Genomic DNA, 15056 nt, shown 5'->3' with positions numbered 1-15056 from the left:
GGTAATGCGCGTGATGGGCGTCGATCCCGGCCTGACCCGATGCGGGCTGTCGGTGGTGGAAAGCGGCCGGGGCCGCAACGTGGTGGCGCTGGACGTCGACGTGGTGCGCACGCCGTCGGACGTGTCGCTGCCGCATCGGTTGCTGGCCATCAGCGACGCCGTCGAGCATTGGCTGTCCACCCACCAGCCGGACGTGGTCGCCATCGAGCGGGTGTTCTCCCAGCACAATGTGAGGACGGTGATGGGCACGGCGCAGGCGGGCGGCGTGGTCGCGCTGGCCGCGGCCAAGCGCGGCATCGACGTGCACTTCCATACCCCCAGCGAGGTGAAGGCCGCCGTCACCGGCAACGGCGCCGCCGACAAGGCTCAAGTCACCACGATGGTCACCAGAATCCTTGCGCTGCAAGCCAAACCGACGCCTGCCGACGCCGCCGACGCGCTGGCCCTGGCGATCTGCCATTGCTGGCGGGCGCCGATGATCGCCCGGATCGCTGAGGCCAACAAGAAGGCCGAGGCCATGGCCGCCCAGCAGCGGCACGCCTACCGGGCCAAGCTGCAGGCAAAGCTCAAGGCCGCCCGATGATCGCCGCGGTACGCGGGGAGGTGCTCGAGGTGGCCCTCGACCACGCGGTGATCGAGGCGGCGGGTGTCGGGTACCGGGTGAACGCGACGCCGTCGACGCTGGCGACGCTGCGGCAGGGCAGCGAGGCCAGGCTGATCACCGCGATGGTGGTGCGCGAGGACTCGATGACGCTGTACGGGTTTCCCGACGCCGACACGCGCGACCTGTTCCTGACGCTGCTGTCGGTGTCGGGCGTCGGCCCCCGGCTGGCGATGGCGACGCTGGCCGTGCACGACGCCGCCGCGCTGCGGCAGGCGTTGCACGACGGCGATGTCGCGGCCCTGACCCGGGTGCCGGGCATCGGCAAGCGCGGCGCCGAGCGGATGGTGCTGGAGCTGCGCGACAAGGTGGTCCCAGCCGGCGCGCCCGCCGGGGCGCCGGCGCACGCAGGTCTTAATGGCCACGCGGTGCGGGGTCCGGTGGTGGAGGCCCTGGTGGGCCTAGGCTTTGCCGCCAAGCAGGCGGAGGAGGCCACCGACAAGGTGTTGGCCGGGGATGAGGACGCGACGACGTCCGGCGCGCTGCGGGCCGCCCTGTCGTTGCTGGGGAAGGCCCGATGAGCCAGGACTTCTCCAGCGACGACTACGTCGAGCGCGAGGTCTCGGGGGCGCTGGTGTCCGGCGAGGGCGACATCGACGTCAGCCTGCGGCCTCGCTCGTTGCGGGAGTTCATCGGCCAGGCGCGGGTGCGTGAGCAGCTGCAGCTGGTCATCGAGGGGGCCAAGAACCGCGGTGGCACCCCCGATCACATCCTGCTGTCCGGGCCGCCGGGGCTGGGCAAGACGTCGCTGGCGATGATCATCGCCGCCGAGCTCGGCTCCGCGCTGCGGGTGACGTCCGGCCCGGCGCTGGAGCGCGCCGGCGACCTGGCCGCGATGCTGTCCAACCTGGTTGAGCACGACGTGCTGTTCATCGACGAGATCCACCGCATCGCCCGGCCCGCCGAGGAGATGCTCTACCTGGCGATGGAGGACTTTCGCGTCGACGTCGTCGTCGGGAAAGGCCCCGGGGCGACGTCGATTCCGCTGGAGGTGGCCCCCTTCACCCTGGTCGGGGCGACCACCCGGTCCGGCGCGCTGACCGGCCCGCTGCGCGACCGGTTCGGCTTCACCGCGCACATGGACTTCTACGAGCCCGCCGACCTGGAGCGGGTGCTGGCGCGGTCCGCCGGGATCCTGGGCATCGAGCTGGGCGCCGACGCCGGCGCGGAGATCGCCCGGCGCTCGCGGGGAACGCCGCGGATCGCCAACCGGCTGCTGCGCCGGGTCCGCGACTTCGCCGAGGTGCGCGCCGACGGCGTGATCACCCGCGACGTCGCCAAGGCCGCCCTCGAGGTCTACGACGTCGACGAGCTGGGTCTGGACCGGCTGGACCGGGCGGTGCTGTCGGCGCTGACCCGCGGCTTCGGCGGCGGTCCGGTCGGGGTGTCGACGCTGGCCGTCGCGGTGGGCGAGGAGGCCGCCACCGTCGAGGAGGTGTGCGAGCCCTTCCTGGTCCGCGCCGGCATGGTCGCGCGCACGCCGCGCGGCCGGGTGGCCACCGCCCAGGCCTGGACGCACCTCGGGATGACCCCGCCGGCCGGCGCGGCCGGGCTCGGGCAACCGGGCCTCTTCGACTAGTCGGCTGGTCAGCGGTCCCACCGGTGTGGGTTACGTCACCGCCGGCGCGGGTATCCAGCCCAGCAGCACAAGACCGTCGGAGGAGATTCTCATGAGGCAAACTAACCCCGACTATGGCCCCGACTATGGACGCGCTCGCGCGCCGTACATGCCACGCACCCGCGGCGCACTTTCCGGGTTGCTCCTGATCCTGTTGGGCGCCTGGGGTGCGCTGATCCCGTTCTTCGGGCCCAACATCAAGTGGGCATACATGGCCGACCCGGCATGGACCTGGACGACCGCCAAGGGCTGGCTGGAGGTGCTCCCCGGCGCCGTCACCGCGGTGGGCGGCTTGATCCTGCTCGTCGCCGGAAACCGCGCCACCGCCATGCTCGGCGGCTGGCTTGCGGTGGTGGGCGGCGCGTGGTTCGTGGTCGGCCGCGCGTTCGCGCCGACGCTGCGAATCGGCGACGTCGGGCAACCCGCGGCGTCGACGGACCTGAAGCGGGCGTTGCTGGAGGTCACCTACTTCACCGGTCTGGGCGCGCTGATCGTGTTCCTGGGCGGCGCCGCCCTGGCGCGCGTGGCGGTTCGGCATGCGCGGGACGTCGTCGTCACCGAACCGGCGCCGGTGGCGGCCGGGTCGGCGCCGATGGCCGGGGCCGCCGGGCCGGCCGGCGAGCCCGCGACATACGACGAGTCACGCGACGTGTCCCAGGAGCGCACCGACCGATTGGCGGCCGAGCCGGAGCAGCGCGGGCGCTTCGGGGGCGGCCTGTTCCGCCGCCGCCGCCACCACGCCGGCGTCTAGGGGCAACCGCTAACCGACCCGGCGGTATCGTCTGTGACGATGATCACCGCCGGGTTGGTATTCGCCGCACTGGCCGCGGTGCTGCATGTCTACATCTTCACGATGGAGTCGTTGACGTGGACCTCGCCGCGCACCCGCAAAGTGTTCGGCACGACGGCCGAGGAAGCCGAGACCACTAAGCTGCTCGCGCTCAACCAGGGCTTCTACAACCTGTTCCTGGCGATCGTCACCGGCATCGGCATCGCCGCGGTCGCTATGGGGCACAACGCAATCGGCGCCGCGCTGATTTTCGCCGGCGTCGGAACGATGGCCGCGGCCGCCGTGGTGCTGCTGGTGTCCGCGCCGGGCAAGGCGCGGGCCGCGCTCACGCAGGGCACCTTCCCGGTGATCGCCATCGTGCTGATGGCGCTGGGCCTCAGTTGGTAGCGCAGCCGGCTCAGCGGCTCACGGCTCCGAGACTCACGGTGATCCGAGCGGGTTACATCCCGGCGCGACCGGGGTACCCCTGCGGGGCTGAAGTAGTCCGGCTTCTATCGAGGAGAATTGATGAGAGACGCAGAAAACGGCCGACCTAGCGCGTTGTGGATGCCGCGCTCGCGCGGCGCGCTCAGCGGATTGATCCTGGTCATTCTGGGTGCTTGGGGTGCATTGATACCGTTCGTCGGTCCTCACTTCAATTTCGCCTACACGCCGGACCAGGACTGGGTGTGGAGCACCGCCCGGGGCTGGCTCGAGGTGCTCCCTGGAGGCGCCACCGTGCTGGCCGGCCTGCTGCTGATCTTCTCGGGAAATCGGATCACCGCGATGATAGGCGCGTGGCTGGCAGTGCTCGCCGGCGTATGGTTCGTGATCGGCGGTGAGGTCGCCCCGATGTTGGGCATCGGTTCCGCCGGCGATCCGATTGCCGCGACCGACCGCAAACGGGCCGTGCTCGAGGTTTCCTACTTCTCCGGTCTGGGTGCCCTGATCGTCTTCCTGGGCGCCGCCGCCGTGGCGCGCCTGGCGGTGCGGTCGGCGAGTGATGTCGAGGCACTGACGCGGGTGGCAGAGGCACGTGCCGCGCGGGCCGCAGACCCCGCTTACGCCAAGCCGGCTTACGCCGAGCCGACGTACACGCCGGGGATGGAGCCGTCGGCCGAGGTGCCCTCGGGCGCGCTGACCCAGCCGCGGGTCGATCGATACGGCGCCGAGGAAGCCGAGCCCAAGCGAGGATGGCGTCGCCAGAGCGCGGAGGGACCATCCGGCGCCGCGTATTTGCGCTGGCCGCACCCCCAGGGTTAACCGTTAGAGCAGCCCGAGCCGCCGCAGGTCGCTGACGTACTTGGCGATGATCGGACCCGAGATGTGCGGGATGTCCTTCTCGGGGCCGATCTTCGCCTCCTGCACGGCCGCGCGGAACCGGTCCGTCGGAGCGACAGACCCGCACACGGGCTTCTGCGGCTGTCGGTAGTTGTGCAGCAGCGGCAACAGCGACGCGTGCCGCTGCCTTTCGGGCAGGGCGCGCAGGCTGGTCTCGAACCGCGCCAGCCAGTCGCCGTAGTCGGCGATGCGCTGGATCGCGCAGCCGGCCCCGTTGGTTCCGGACATCAGCCAGTCGACGAATTCGTCGAGGCCGATGCCGTCGTCGTAGGGGTTCATCACGTGATAGGTGGCGAAGCGCTCACCGGCGCGGCCGCCCTGAGCGCCCAGCGTCGAGACGGCCTCGGCGACGAATTCGACGGGCAGCCCGTCGTAGTGGGCGCGCTGCCGGTGGCCGTCGGCGTCGAGCTCGTAGAACGAGCCGGGGGCGATGCCGGTGGCGACCAGGCTCAGCATCAGCCGGGTGAACATGTCCGGCAGGTTGAGCTGTCCGGCGTAGGTGGTGTCGGCCAGGATCATGTCGCAGCGGAAGACGGCCGACCGGAAGCCCGCACAGGTCATGGGCCTCGCGGAGCAGCACCTCGCCGGCCCACTTGCTGTTTGAGTAGCCGTTGGCGTAGCTGTCGTTGATCTTGCGCGTGGCGCTGATCTGGCGGATGTCGGCGTCCTCGACGAACTCGCCCGGCGCGATCTGGTCGCTGACGGCGATCGTCGAGGTGTAGGTGTACGGCTTGAGCTTCGTGGTGAGCGCCAGCCGGATCAGTTCGGCGGTGCCCAGTGCGTTGGGTCCGAACAGCTGGCTGTAGGGCAGGACGTGGTTGACCAGGGCGGCCGGGTCGACGATGAGGTCGACGGTGTCGGCCAGGCGCTGCCAGGTCTGCTGGTCCAGGCCGAGGTTGGCCTCGCCCTTGTCGCCGGCGAGGACCTCGAGGTGGTCGGCGGCCAGTTCGCGGTAGTGGGCCAGCAGCTCGGGGTCGCCGCTGTCGAACGTCTTGTCCAGCCGGGCCCGGGCCTCCTCGTCGGACTTTGCCCGCACCAGGCAGATCACCGTGCCGTCGACCAGGTCCATCCGTTCCAGCCAGTCCAGGGCCAGGTAACGGCCGAGGAAGCCGGTGGCGCCGGTCAGCAGGACGGTGCGCACCTGGGCGCTCGCGACCGGCAGGCCGGGGGCGGCGGCCAGGGTCTCGGCGTCGATGAACTTGTCCAGGGTGAGGTCGCCGGCGTGCACCTCGGAGGGTAGATCTTTCGAGCGGCCGTGCACCGACGCGAACGTCGGCCGCTTGACGCCCGGCCGGCGCTCGGCCTCGATGTAGTCGGCCAGGGCGCGCAGGTCGCTGGCCGGGCTGACGATGACGCCTACCGGCACGTCGACGTCGAAGATCTCGTGCAGCAGGGTGGCGAACGACAGCGCCGAAAGCGAGTCGCCGCCCAGGTCGGTGAAGTGGGCGTCGGAGACGAGGTCCGCTTCAAAAGGATGGGCCGCGCCCAGCAGGGCGCCCGCCGCGCGGGTCAGCGTCTCTAGCACGGGCGCATCGGCACCGCTGCGGCGCAGCGCACGCAGCTCGTTGGCCTGCCCGTCCGCCAGGTCCGCGTAGAGCCGCTCCAGCCGCTCGCCGTAGTGCTGCTTCAGCTGCGGTCGCGCCAGCTTGCGGATGCCGGTGAGCAGGCCGTTCTCCACGGTCCAGGGCGTGGTCTCGACGATGAAGTCGCGCGGGATCTCGTAGGACTGCAGGCCGGCGCCCTTGGCGACCTCCTGCAGCGAATCGGCGATCGCTGACTTCGACGCAGTCCCGTCGGTCGGCACGATCACCGCCAGCAGGTAGGCGCGGGCGCTGTTGCCGTAGACGTAGATCTGCCGGACCAGCGGGCTGTCGCCGAACACGGCCTCCAGCTTCGAGACGGTGACGAACTCGCCCTGCGACAGCTTCAGCACGTTGTTGCGGCGGTCGAGGTAGACGAGCCGGCCGGGACCGACCTGGGCCATGATGTCGCCGGTCCGGTAGAAGCCGTCGGCGTCGAACACCTCGGCGGTGACGTGCGGGCGCTTGTAGTACCCGGGGAACATGGCGTCGGTCTTGAGGAGCAGCTCGCCGCGCGGATGCGGCCGGTCGGTCAGGAAGTAGCCGAGTTCGGGGACGTCGACGAGCTTGTAGTCGGTGACCGGGGGCCGCCGGATCTCGGTGTCGACGATGGCCATGCCGGCCTCGGTCGAGCCGTAGCCCTCCACCAGGTGCAGGTCGAGCAGCGACTCAACCCAGGCCTTCATGTCGTCGGAGATCGGCGCCGAGGCGGTCATCGCCTTGAGGAACCGGCCGCCGAGGACCTTCTCGCGCTGCTCGGCGGTCACCCGCGCCTGCGCGGCGGCGCGATCGGCGCCGCCGGCCACCAGCCGGTCGACGTCGGTCTGGAATCGCTCGAAGAGCATGTCCCAGATGCGCGGCACGAAGCTCAGCTCGGTGGGCCGCACCAGGGCGAGGTCCTCGAACAGCGTCGAGAGGTCACTCTTGGCGACGAAGTACGCGGTGCCTCCGTTGCCGAGGGTCCCGTACAGGGCCTGGCGGCCCATGACATGGCTCATCGGCATGAAGTTGAGCGTGATCGTCGGCTCGGTGCTCTCGAAGGCGGCATCGGACTTGCGCCAGAACTTGGCGGCGCGGCGCTCGGTGTTCATCGCGCCCTTGGGCGCGCCGGTGCTGCCGGAGGTGTAGATCAGCAGGGAAAGCGTGTCCGGGGATCGCTCGGCGTTGTCGGCGACGGTCGGCGGCGAGGGGGGCAGCGGCCTCCCACGCTCGATCGCGTCGTCCAGCGTCTCGACCGTCACGCCGGCCAGGCGGGCCCGGGCGGCCTGGAGGGCCTCACGGTGGTCGTCGAGCTCCGGGCGGTAGTCGAAGACGACCAGCCCGCCCGGCGCGTGCCCCGTCACGGCCAGTTCGACGGCGTCGGACAGGTTGTCGACGCTGGTGGCGATCGCGGCGGGCTCGGTCTCGGTGACGATCGGCAGCAGCTGGGCGATCGCGGCGCTGGTCTGCAGCGGCACGGACACCGCGCCCAGCCGGGCCAGCGCGATGTCGACGGTGGTGTAGTCGACGCTGGTGAACCCCAGCACGCAGACGCGGTCGCCGGGCCGCACGCCGGCGCTCAGTGCGCCGGCGAACGCGTCGACGCGGTCACGCAGCTCGCGGTAGGTGATCGTCTCGAAGCGCGGCAGCAACTCCGCGCGGGTACGCCCGCCCGGGTCGGTGACGAGCCGGACGGCGCGCTGGCCCAGGGCGGGCCGGTCGGCATAGCCGTCCAGCACGGTGGCGATGACCTGGCGCAGTCCCAGGCCGGGCCGGCCGAGCGCCTCGGCGACGGCCGCGCTGGGCTTGGCGGCGGCGAACTGTGCGTCGGCGGCGTAGAGGTCTTCGAGGCGGCGGGCGAGGCGGGTTTCCCTGTTCATAAATAGAACGTTAGCAAAAGTAACGATATCCCCAAATGGGCCACGTCACACGGGCGATGTGAGATCGCCCACCGGCGGCGGAAAAGAAAATCGCCGGCCCCGAAGGGGCCGGCGATCGAATAACGCAGGGCGTCAGAGCAATCCGAGCAGCTGCAGGTCGGTGATGTACTTGACGATGATCGGCGCGGAGACATGCGGGATGTCTTTGTCCGGGCCGATTTTCGCCTCCTGCACCGCCGCGCGGAACCGGTCGGTCGGCGCCAGCGATCCCCGCATCGGCCGCTCCGGCTTCTGGTAGTTGTGCAGCAGCGGCAGCAGCGAGTACTGGCGCTGCCGATCCGGCAGGGCCCGCATCGCCCCCTCGAACCGGCGCAACCATTCGCCGTAGTCGGCGATGCGCTGGACCGGGTAGCCCGCGTCGATCAGCCAGTCGACGTACTCGTCGAGCCCGATGCCGTCGTCGTAGGGGTTCATCACGTGGTACGTCTGGTAGCCCTCGCCGGCCCGGGCCCCCAGGGTGGAGATCGCCGCCGCGATGAACTCGACGGGCAGCCCGTCGTAGTGGGACCGCTGCCGGTGGCCCTCGGCGTCGAGCTCGTAGAACGAGCCGGGGGCTATGCCGGTGGCGACCAGGCTCAGCATCAGCCGGGTGAACATGTCCGGCAGGTTGAGCTGTCCGGCGTAGGTGGTGTCGGCCAGGATCATGTCGCAGCGGAAGACGGCCGACCGGAAGCCCGCACAGGTCATGGGCCTCGCGGAGCAGCACCTCGCCGGCCCACTTGCTGTTTGAGTAGCCGTTGGCGTAGCTGTCGTTGATCTTGCGCGTGGCGCTGATCTGGCGGATGTCGGCGTCCTCGACGAACTCGCCCGGCGCGATCTGGTCGCCGACCCCGATCGTGGAGGTGTAGGTGTACGGCTTCTGCTTCGTCGTCAGCGCCAGCCGGATCAGTTCGGCGGTGCCCAGTGCGTTGGGGCCGAACAGCTCGCTGTAGGGCAGGACGTGGTTGACCAGGGCGGCCGGGTCGACGATGAGGTCGACGGTGTCGGCCAGGCGCTGCCAGGTCTGCTGGTCCAGGCCGAGGTTGGCCTCGCCCTTGTCGCCGGCCAGGACCTCGAGGTGGTCGGCGGCCAGTTCGCGGTAGTGGGCCAGCAGCTCGGGGTCGCCGCTGTCGAACGTCTTGTCCAGCCGGGCCCGGGCCTCCTCGTCGGACTTTGCCCGCACCAGCGCGATGACCTTGCCGTCGACCAGGTCCATCCGCTCGAGCCAGTCCAGGGCGAGATAGCGGCCGAGGAAGCCGGTCGCGCCGGTCAGCAGGACCGTGCGCACCTCGGCGCTGGGCTGGGGCAGGTCGCGTGCACCGGCCAGCGTGGCCTCGTCGAGGAACTTGTCCAGGGTCAGGTCACCGGCGTGCACCTCGGTGGCGCCCCTACCGTGGACCGCAGCGAAACTCGGCCGCTTGCTGCCCTGGCGCTCGCCCTCGATGTACGCGGCGATGGCCCGCAGGTCGCTGGCCGGGCTGACGATCACGCCCACCGGCACGTCGACGTCGAAGATCTCGCGCAGCAGGTTGCCGAAGGTCAACGCGGACAACGAGTCTCCACCCAGGTCGGTGAAGTGCGCCTCGGGGGACAGCTCGGTGCTGGCGGTGCCGAGCATGGCGGCCGCGGCCCGAGTCACGGTCTCGAGCGCCGGGCGGTCGGCGCCGGTGCGGCGCAGCTCGGCCAGCTCGTTGGCCTGGCCTTGGGCCAGGTCCGCGTAGAGCTGCTCCAGCCGTTCGCCGTAGTGTGCCTTGAGCTTGGGCCAGGCCAGCTTGCGGATGCCGGTCAGCAGGCCGTTCTCCAGGCTGAACGGCGTGGTCTCGATGATGAAGTCGCGCGGCACCTCGTAGGACTGCAGGCCGGCCTCCCTGGCGACGTCCTGCAGCGAGTCGGCGAGCAGCGGCTTGAGCTCCTCGGGCTGGTAGCGCTGCAGGGCTTCCTCGGTCGGAACGACAACCGCCAACAGGTAGGGTTGCGCGCTGTTGCCGTAGACGTAGATCTGCCGGACCAGCGGGCTGTTGCCGAACTCCGCCTCCAGCTTGGCCAGGGTGACGAACTCGCCCTGCGCCAGCTTGAGCACATTGTTGCGGCGGTCGACGTACACCAGGCGGTCGGGACCGACCTCGGCGAAGACGTCGCCGGTGCGGTAGTACCCGTCCTCGTCGAACACGTTGGCGGTGGTTTCCGCCCGCTTGTAGTAGCCGGGGAACATGTTCTCGGTTTTGAGCAACAGCTCGCCGCGCGGGTACGGCCGGTCGGTGGAGAAGTAGCCCAGGTCGGGGACGTCGACCAGCTTGTAGTCGACCACCGGCGGGCGCTGTATCTCGCCGTCGAACAAGACCATCCCGGCCTCGGTGGAGCCGTAGCCGTCCAGCAGGTGCATGTCGAGCAGCGACTCGACCCAGTTCCTCAGCTCGGGGGAGGTGGGCGCCGAGCCCGTCATGGCGAAGATGAACCGGCCACCCAGCAGGTACTGGCGCTGCTCTTCGAGGACCTCGGCCTCGACGGCCCGGCGCTCGTCGGCCAAGTCTTCAGAGGCGCCCTCCGGCAGGCGGCGCTCGACCTGGCGCTGGAACTCGCCGAACAGCGTCTCCCAGATGCGGGGCACGAAGTTCAGCTCGGTGGGCCGGACCAGCTCGAGGTCCTCCAGCAGCGTGGAGAGGTCGCTCGTGGCGGCGAAATAGGCCGTGCCGCCGTTGCCGAGCGTGCCGTAGAGGATGCCGCGTCCCATGACGTGGCTCATCGGCATGAAGTTCAGGGTGATCGAGGCGGCACTGGGGCCGAACCAGTTTCTGCTGGACCGGCGGAACATCTTGCCGACGTTGCTCTGCGGGTACATCGCACCCTTCGGGGCGCCGGTGCTACCGGAGGTGTAGATCAGCAGCGCCAAACGATCGTCGGAGTCGTCGGAGTCGGGCACGGCGACCGGCGTGGCGGGCAGCGCGGTCCCGCGGTCGAGGAGGTCGGCCAGGGTTTCGACGACGACGGCGGCGTCGGCCAGCCGCGCGCGGGCGGCGTCGACGGCCTCGCGCTGGTCGTCGACCTCGGGGTGGTAGTCGAACACGACGAGCTTGGCCGGGCTGTGGCCGTCGCTCAGGAGCAGCTCGACCGCGTCGGGCAGCTGGTTCACGCTCGCCGCGAGGACGCCGGGCTCGGTCTCGGAGACGATCGGCTGCAGCTGGGCGGTGGCGGCGCTGGTCTGCAACGGCACCGACACGGCGCCGATCATGCCCAGCGCGATGTCGATGGTGGTGTAGTCGACGCTGTTGAAGCCGAGCACGCACATCCGGTCGCCGACGCGCACGCCGTCGTGGGTGAGGGCGCGCGCCAGGGCGCCGACCCGGTCGCGTAGCTCGCCGTAGGTGACGGTCTCGAAGCGGGGAAGCAGCTGCAGCGTGGTGCGTCCGGTGTTCGGGTCCCGGACGAACTCGACGACGCGCTGTCCCAGCGCCGGGCGGTCTGCGTAGCCGTCGAGCAGGGTCTGGATGATCTCGGGCAGTCGCAGCCCGGGCTGTTCGAGTGCCGCGGCGACCTCCGGGTTCGGCTGGGCGGCGGCGAACTGCGGGTCGTTGGCGATCAAGTCGTCGACGCGGCGTGCGAGCCGCTCTTCCTGAGTGGTAGTCGACATAAACACATCCCTCTTACTGCCGAATAGCTAAGTAGGTGGTCAGCGCGACGTTGCGCTGATCGTCAAAACGTTAGTCAAACTAACGGTATTCCTAAAACGGCCTTCCGTCGCTGTGACCTTGCGCACCTGGAGTCGCGGTTTCCCGGTGCTAGAGATCGGCGAGGAGGCCGCTCAGCACGTCGACACCCTCCGTCAACAGCTCGTCGCTGATGGTCAGCGGCGGCAGCAGCCGGACGATGTTGCCGAACATGCCGCACGTCAACACGATGACTCCGGCCGCGTGCGCCGCCTTGGAAAGCGCCTCGGTCAGCCCGGCATCGGGTTCGGCGGTCCCGGACTTCACCAACTCTATGGCGATCATCGCGCCGCGGCCACGAACGTCGCCTATGCGGTCGTCGGCGGCCTGCAGCCGCAGCAGCGGCTCGGTCATCAGCCGTTCCAGTTGCCGGGCCCGCTCGACCAGGCCGTCGCGCTCGATGGTCTCGATGGTGGCCAGCGCCGCCGCGCAGGCCACGGGGTTGCCGCCGAACGTGCCGCCCAGGCCGCCGACGTGCGGGGCGTCCATCATCTCGGCGCGGCCGGTCACCGCCGACAGCGGCAACCCGTCGGCGATGCCCTTGGCGGTGCAGATCAGGTCGGGCTCGATCCGCTCGTGCTCGCAGGCGAACATCGCGCCGGTGCGCGCGAACCCGGTTTGCACCTCGTCGGCGATGAACACCACGTCGTTCTTGCGGCACCAGTCGAGCAGGGCGGACAGGAATCCCTCGGCCGGGACGATGAACCCGCCCTCGCCCTGGATCGGCTCGATCAGGACGGCGGCCAGGTTGTCGGCGCCGACCTGGCTTTCGATGACCCGGATGGCCCGCGCGGCGGCCTTTTCACCGTCGGTGCCCAGTTCCTTGTCGATCAGGCCGTCGCGGTAGGGGTAGGACAACGGCGCCCGGTAGATCTCCGGCGCGAATGGGCCGAAGCCGCTCTTGTACGGCTTGGACTTTGCGGTCAGCGCCAGCGCGAGGTTGGTGCGGCCGTGGTAGGCGTGGTTGAACGCCACCACGGCGGGCTTGCGGGTGAAGGAGCGGGCGACCTTGACGGCGTTCTCCACCGCCTCGGCGCCGGAATTGAACAGCACCGTGCGCTTCTCGCCGGAGCCCGGGGTGATCCGGTTGAGCTCCTCGGCGACCGCGACGTACTCCTCGTACGGCGTCACCATGAAGCAGGTGTGGGTGAAGTCGGCCACCTGCGCGCGCACCGCGTCCACCACCCGGGGCGACGAGTTGCCGATCGTGGTCACCGCGATGCCCGACCCGAGGTCGATCAGCCGGTTGCCGTCGGCGTCCTCGACGATGCCCCCACCGGCCCGTGTCACGAAGACCGGCAGGGACACGTTCACGCTGTGCGACACCGCCGCGGCCCGACGCTTGTTGAGTTCAAGCGATGCGGGACCGGGGATTTCGGTGACCAGCTGGCGACTCTGCTCGAGGCTGGCCACGACATCCTCCTCACCGCGGCGCGGCTGTCACGTCGCGCGTTTAGCCTATCTGGTCGGCCGTAAGTCAGCCGGTTGTAGCGGCCGTCGTCGCTACCTGCGCTGATGGCAGACTGACCGACATGGATAGTTTGGTGTTGTTCTTGCCGTTCCTGCTCATCATGGGCGGCTTCATGTACTTCGCGTCGCGGCGCCAGAAGCGCGCGATGCAGGCCACCATCGACCTGCACGAGTCGCTGCGGCCCGGTGACCGCGTGCACACCACCTCCGGGCTGCAGGCCACCATCGTCGCGATCACCGACGACACCGTCGACCTCGAGATCGCGCCCGGCGTGGTGACCACCTGGATGAAGCTGGCCATCCGCGATCGCATCGTGCCCGACGAGCCCGACGAGGTCGACGAGGACGAGGGCCCCCGGGGCTTGGAAGAATCCGACGAACTGACCGACCCGGGCCGATAGGCCGCTTGCGCGAGGGGAACGTGTGGTCGACACGTAGGCTTTTCTAGGCTCCGTCGGGGGCAAGCAACCGATCTCAAGGAGATACAAGGAAAGTGGCATCGTCTTCGGCGCCGGTGCACCCTGCCCGCTACCTGTCGGTTTTCTTGTTGTTGGTGATCGGCGTCTATCTGCTGGTGTTCCTCACGGGCGACAAGCGGGCCGCCCCCAAGCTCGGCATCGACCTGCAGGGGGGCACCCGCGTCACGCTGACCGCCCGCACCCCGGACGGCTCGCGCCCGAGCCGCGAGGCGTTGGCCCAGGCGCAGCAGATCATCAGCGCGCGCGTCAACGGGCTGGGCGTGTCCGGTTCCGAGGTCGTCGTCGACGGCGACAACCTGGTCATCACGGTGCCCGGAACCGACGGCAGCGAGGCCCGCAACCTGGGACAAACGGCGCGGCTGTACATCCGCCCGGTGCTCAACTCGATGCCCGCGCAGCCCGCCCCGCCCAAGGATCTGGCCGACCGCATCGCCGAGGAGAAGGGGTGGCGGCAGAGCACCCGGCAGGGCATCCAGTTCCTGGGGCTGCAATTCCAGGCCACCCAGTGCAATAAGGACGACATCCTGGCCGGCAACGACGACCCGGCGCTGCCCCTGATCACCTGCTCGACCGACCACAAGGTGGCCTACCTGTTGGCCCCGTCGATCATCAGCGGCGACCAGATCGAGAACGCCTCGTCGACGATGAATCAGCGCGGCATCGGCTATGTCGTCGACGTTCAGTTCAGGCAGGCGGCGGCCAACACCTGGGCGGACTTCACTGCCGCCCACGTCGGCACCCAGACCGCTTTCACCCTGGACTCCCAGGTGGTCAGCGCCCCGATGATCCAGGAAGCCATCCCCGGTGGCCGCACTCAGATCACCGGGGGAGACCCGCCGTTCACCGCGTCGACCGCGCGCCAGCTGGCCAACGTCTTGAAGTACGGGTCCCTGCCGCTGTCCTTCGAATCCTCGGAAGCCCAAACCGTCTCGGCGACACTGGGATTGACCTCGCTGAAGGCGGGCCTGGTCGCGGGAGCGATCGGCCTGGTGCTGGTGTTGGTGTACTCGTTGGTGTACTACCGGGTGCTGGGGTTGCTCACCGCGTTGTCGCTGGTCGCTTCGGGCGCAATGGTTTTCGCGATCCTGGTGCTGTTGGGCCGCTATATCAACTACACCCTGGACCTGGCGGGCATCGCGGGTCTGATCATCGGTATCGGTACCACCGCCGACTCATTCGTGGTGTTCTTTGAACGCATCAAAGACGAGATCCGCGAAGGCCGTTCGTTCCGGTCGGCGGTGCCGCGGGGTTGGGTGAGGGCGCGCAAGACGATCGTGTCGGGCAACGCGGTCACATTCCTGGCCGCCGCGGTGCTGTATTTCCTGGCGATCGGCCAGGTGAAGGGGTTCGCGTTCACGTTGGGGCTCACCACGATCCTCGACCTGGTGGTGGTGTTCCTGGTGACCTGGCCGCTGGTGTACCTGGCGTCGAAGTCTCCGACGCTGGCCAAGCCGGCATACAACGGCCTGGGAGCCGTTCAGCGGGTCGCCCGCGAGCGCCGGGCCGCGGCGCATGTGCAGACGGGACGGGGATAGC

Annotated in this window: 9 protein-coding genes and 2 pseudogenes; 8 read left to right on the top strand and 3 right to left on the bottom strand. The window is 69.7% G+C overall.

All coding sequences use genetic code 11. From position 1 onward, the window contains the following. Positions 1 to 4: 4 nt before the first annotated feature. From ruvC to A5764_RS14350, 6 genes are all read left to right on the top strand, one after another. A complete protein-coding gene (ruvC, locus tag A5764_RS14375) occupies positions 5 to 583 on the top strand; it encodes a crossover junction endodeoxyribonuclease RuvC (protein ID WP_067114154.1) in 579 nt (192 codons plus the stop codon). Then, on the top strand, positions 580 to 1182 hold the full coding sequence (ruvA, locus tag A5764_RS14370; protein WP_067114153.1) for a Holliday junction branch migration protein RuvA: 603 nt from the start codon (positions 580 to 582) through the stop codon (positions 1180 to 1182). Before ruvC ends, ruvA begins: the two co-directional genes overlap by 4 nt. Next, positions 1179 to 2240 carry a Holliday junction branch migration DNA helicase RuvB gene (gene ruvB / locus A5764_RS14365; RefSeq protein WP_067114152.1) on the top strand — a complete coding sequence of 354 codons (1062 nt, stop codon included), beginning with the start codon at positions 1179 to 1181 and terminating at the stop codon, positions 2238 to 2240. Before ruvA ends, ruvB begins: the two co-directional genes overlap by 4 nt. A gap of 91 nt (positions 2241 to 2331) precedes the next feature. Beyond that, entirely contained in the window at positions 2332 to 3030 is a 699-nt protein-coding gene (locus A5764_RS14360; protein ID WP_197501394.1) for a hypothetical protein, read from the top strand. 39 nt (positions 3031 to 3069) lie between these two features. Further along, a complete protein-coding gene (locus A5764_RS14355; protein ID WP_067114246.1) occupies positions 3070 to 3456 on the top strand; it encodes a DUF1304 domain-containing protein in 387 nt (128 codons plus the stop codon). A gap of 120 nt (positions 3457 to 3576) precedes the next feature. Further along, positions 3577 to 4311 carry a hypothetical protein gene (locus A5764_RS14350; protein WP_067114150.1) on the top strand — a complete coding sequence of 245 codons (735 nt, stop codon included), beginning with the start codon at positions 3577 to 3579 and terminating at the stop codon, positions 4309 to 4311. A 3-nt stretch (positions 4312 to 4314) separates the two neighbouring features. On the opposite strand, the pseudogene car (A5764_RS14345) reads toward A5764_RS14350, so the two are convergent. From car (A5764_RS14345) to gabT, 3 genes and pseudogenes are all read right to left on the bottom strand, one after another. Next, a pseudogene (gene car / locus A5764_RS14345) lies at positions 4315 to 7828 on the bottom strand (carboxylic acid reductase). A gap of 132 nt (positions 7829 to 7960) precedes the next feature. Beyond that, positions 7961 to 11495, bottom strand: a pseudogene (gene car, locus A5764_RS14340) (carboxylic acid reductase). A 148-nt stretch (positions 11496 to 11643) separates the two neighbouring features. Further along, positions 11644 to 12984 (bottom strand): 4-aminobutyrate--2-oxoglutarate transaminase, encoded by a 1341-nt coding sequence (gene gabT / locus A5764_RS14335; RefSeq protein WP_067114149.1) that lies wholly within the window; start codon positions 12982 to 12984, stop codon positions 11644 to 11646. 119 nt (positions 12985 to 13103) lie between these two features. On the opposite strand from gabT, the gene yajC reads away from it, so the two are divergent. Together yajC and secD are read left to right on the top strand one after the other, a co-directional pair. Then, positions 13104 to 13442, top strand: a complete 339-nt coding sequence (gene yajC, locus A5764_RS14330) for a preprotein translocase subunit YajC (protein WP_067114148.1) — start codon at positions 13104 to 13106, stop codon at positions 13440 to 13442. Between the two features lie 92 nt (positions 13443 to 13534). Continuing rightward, complete coding sequence (gene secD / locus A5764_RS14325) at positions 13535 to 15055, top strand: protein translocase subunit SecD (RefSeq protein ID WP_067114147.1); 1521 nt, start codon at positions 13535 to 13537, stop codon at positions 15053 to 15055. The last annotated feature ends 1 nt before the right edge of the window (position 15056 follow it).

The sequence above is a fragment of the Mycobacterium sp. 852002-51057_SCH5723018 genome (genome assembly GCF_001667035.1).
GTDB lineage: Bacteria > Actinomycetota > Actinomycetes > Mycobacteriales > Mycobacteriaceae > Mycobacterium.
This window is presented reverse-complemented; position numbering and strand designations above follow the sequence as displayed.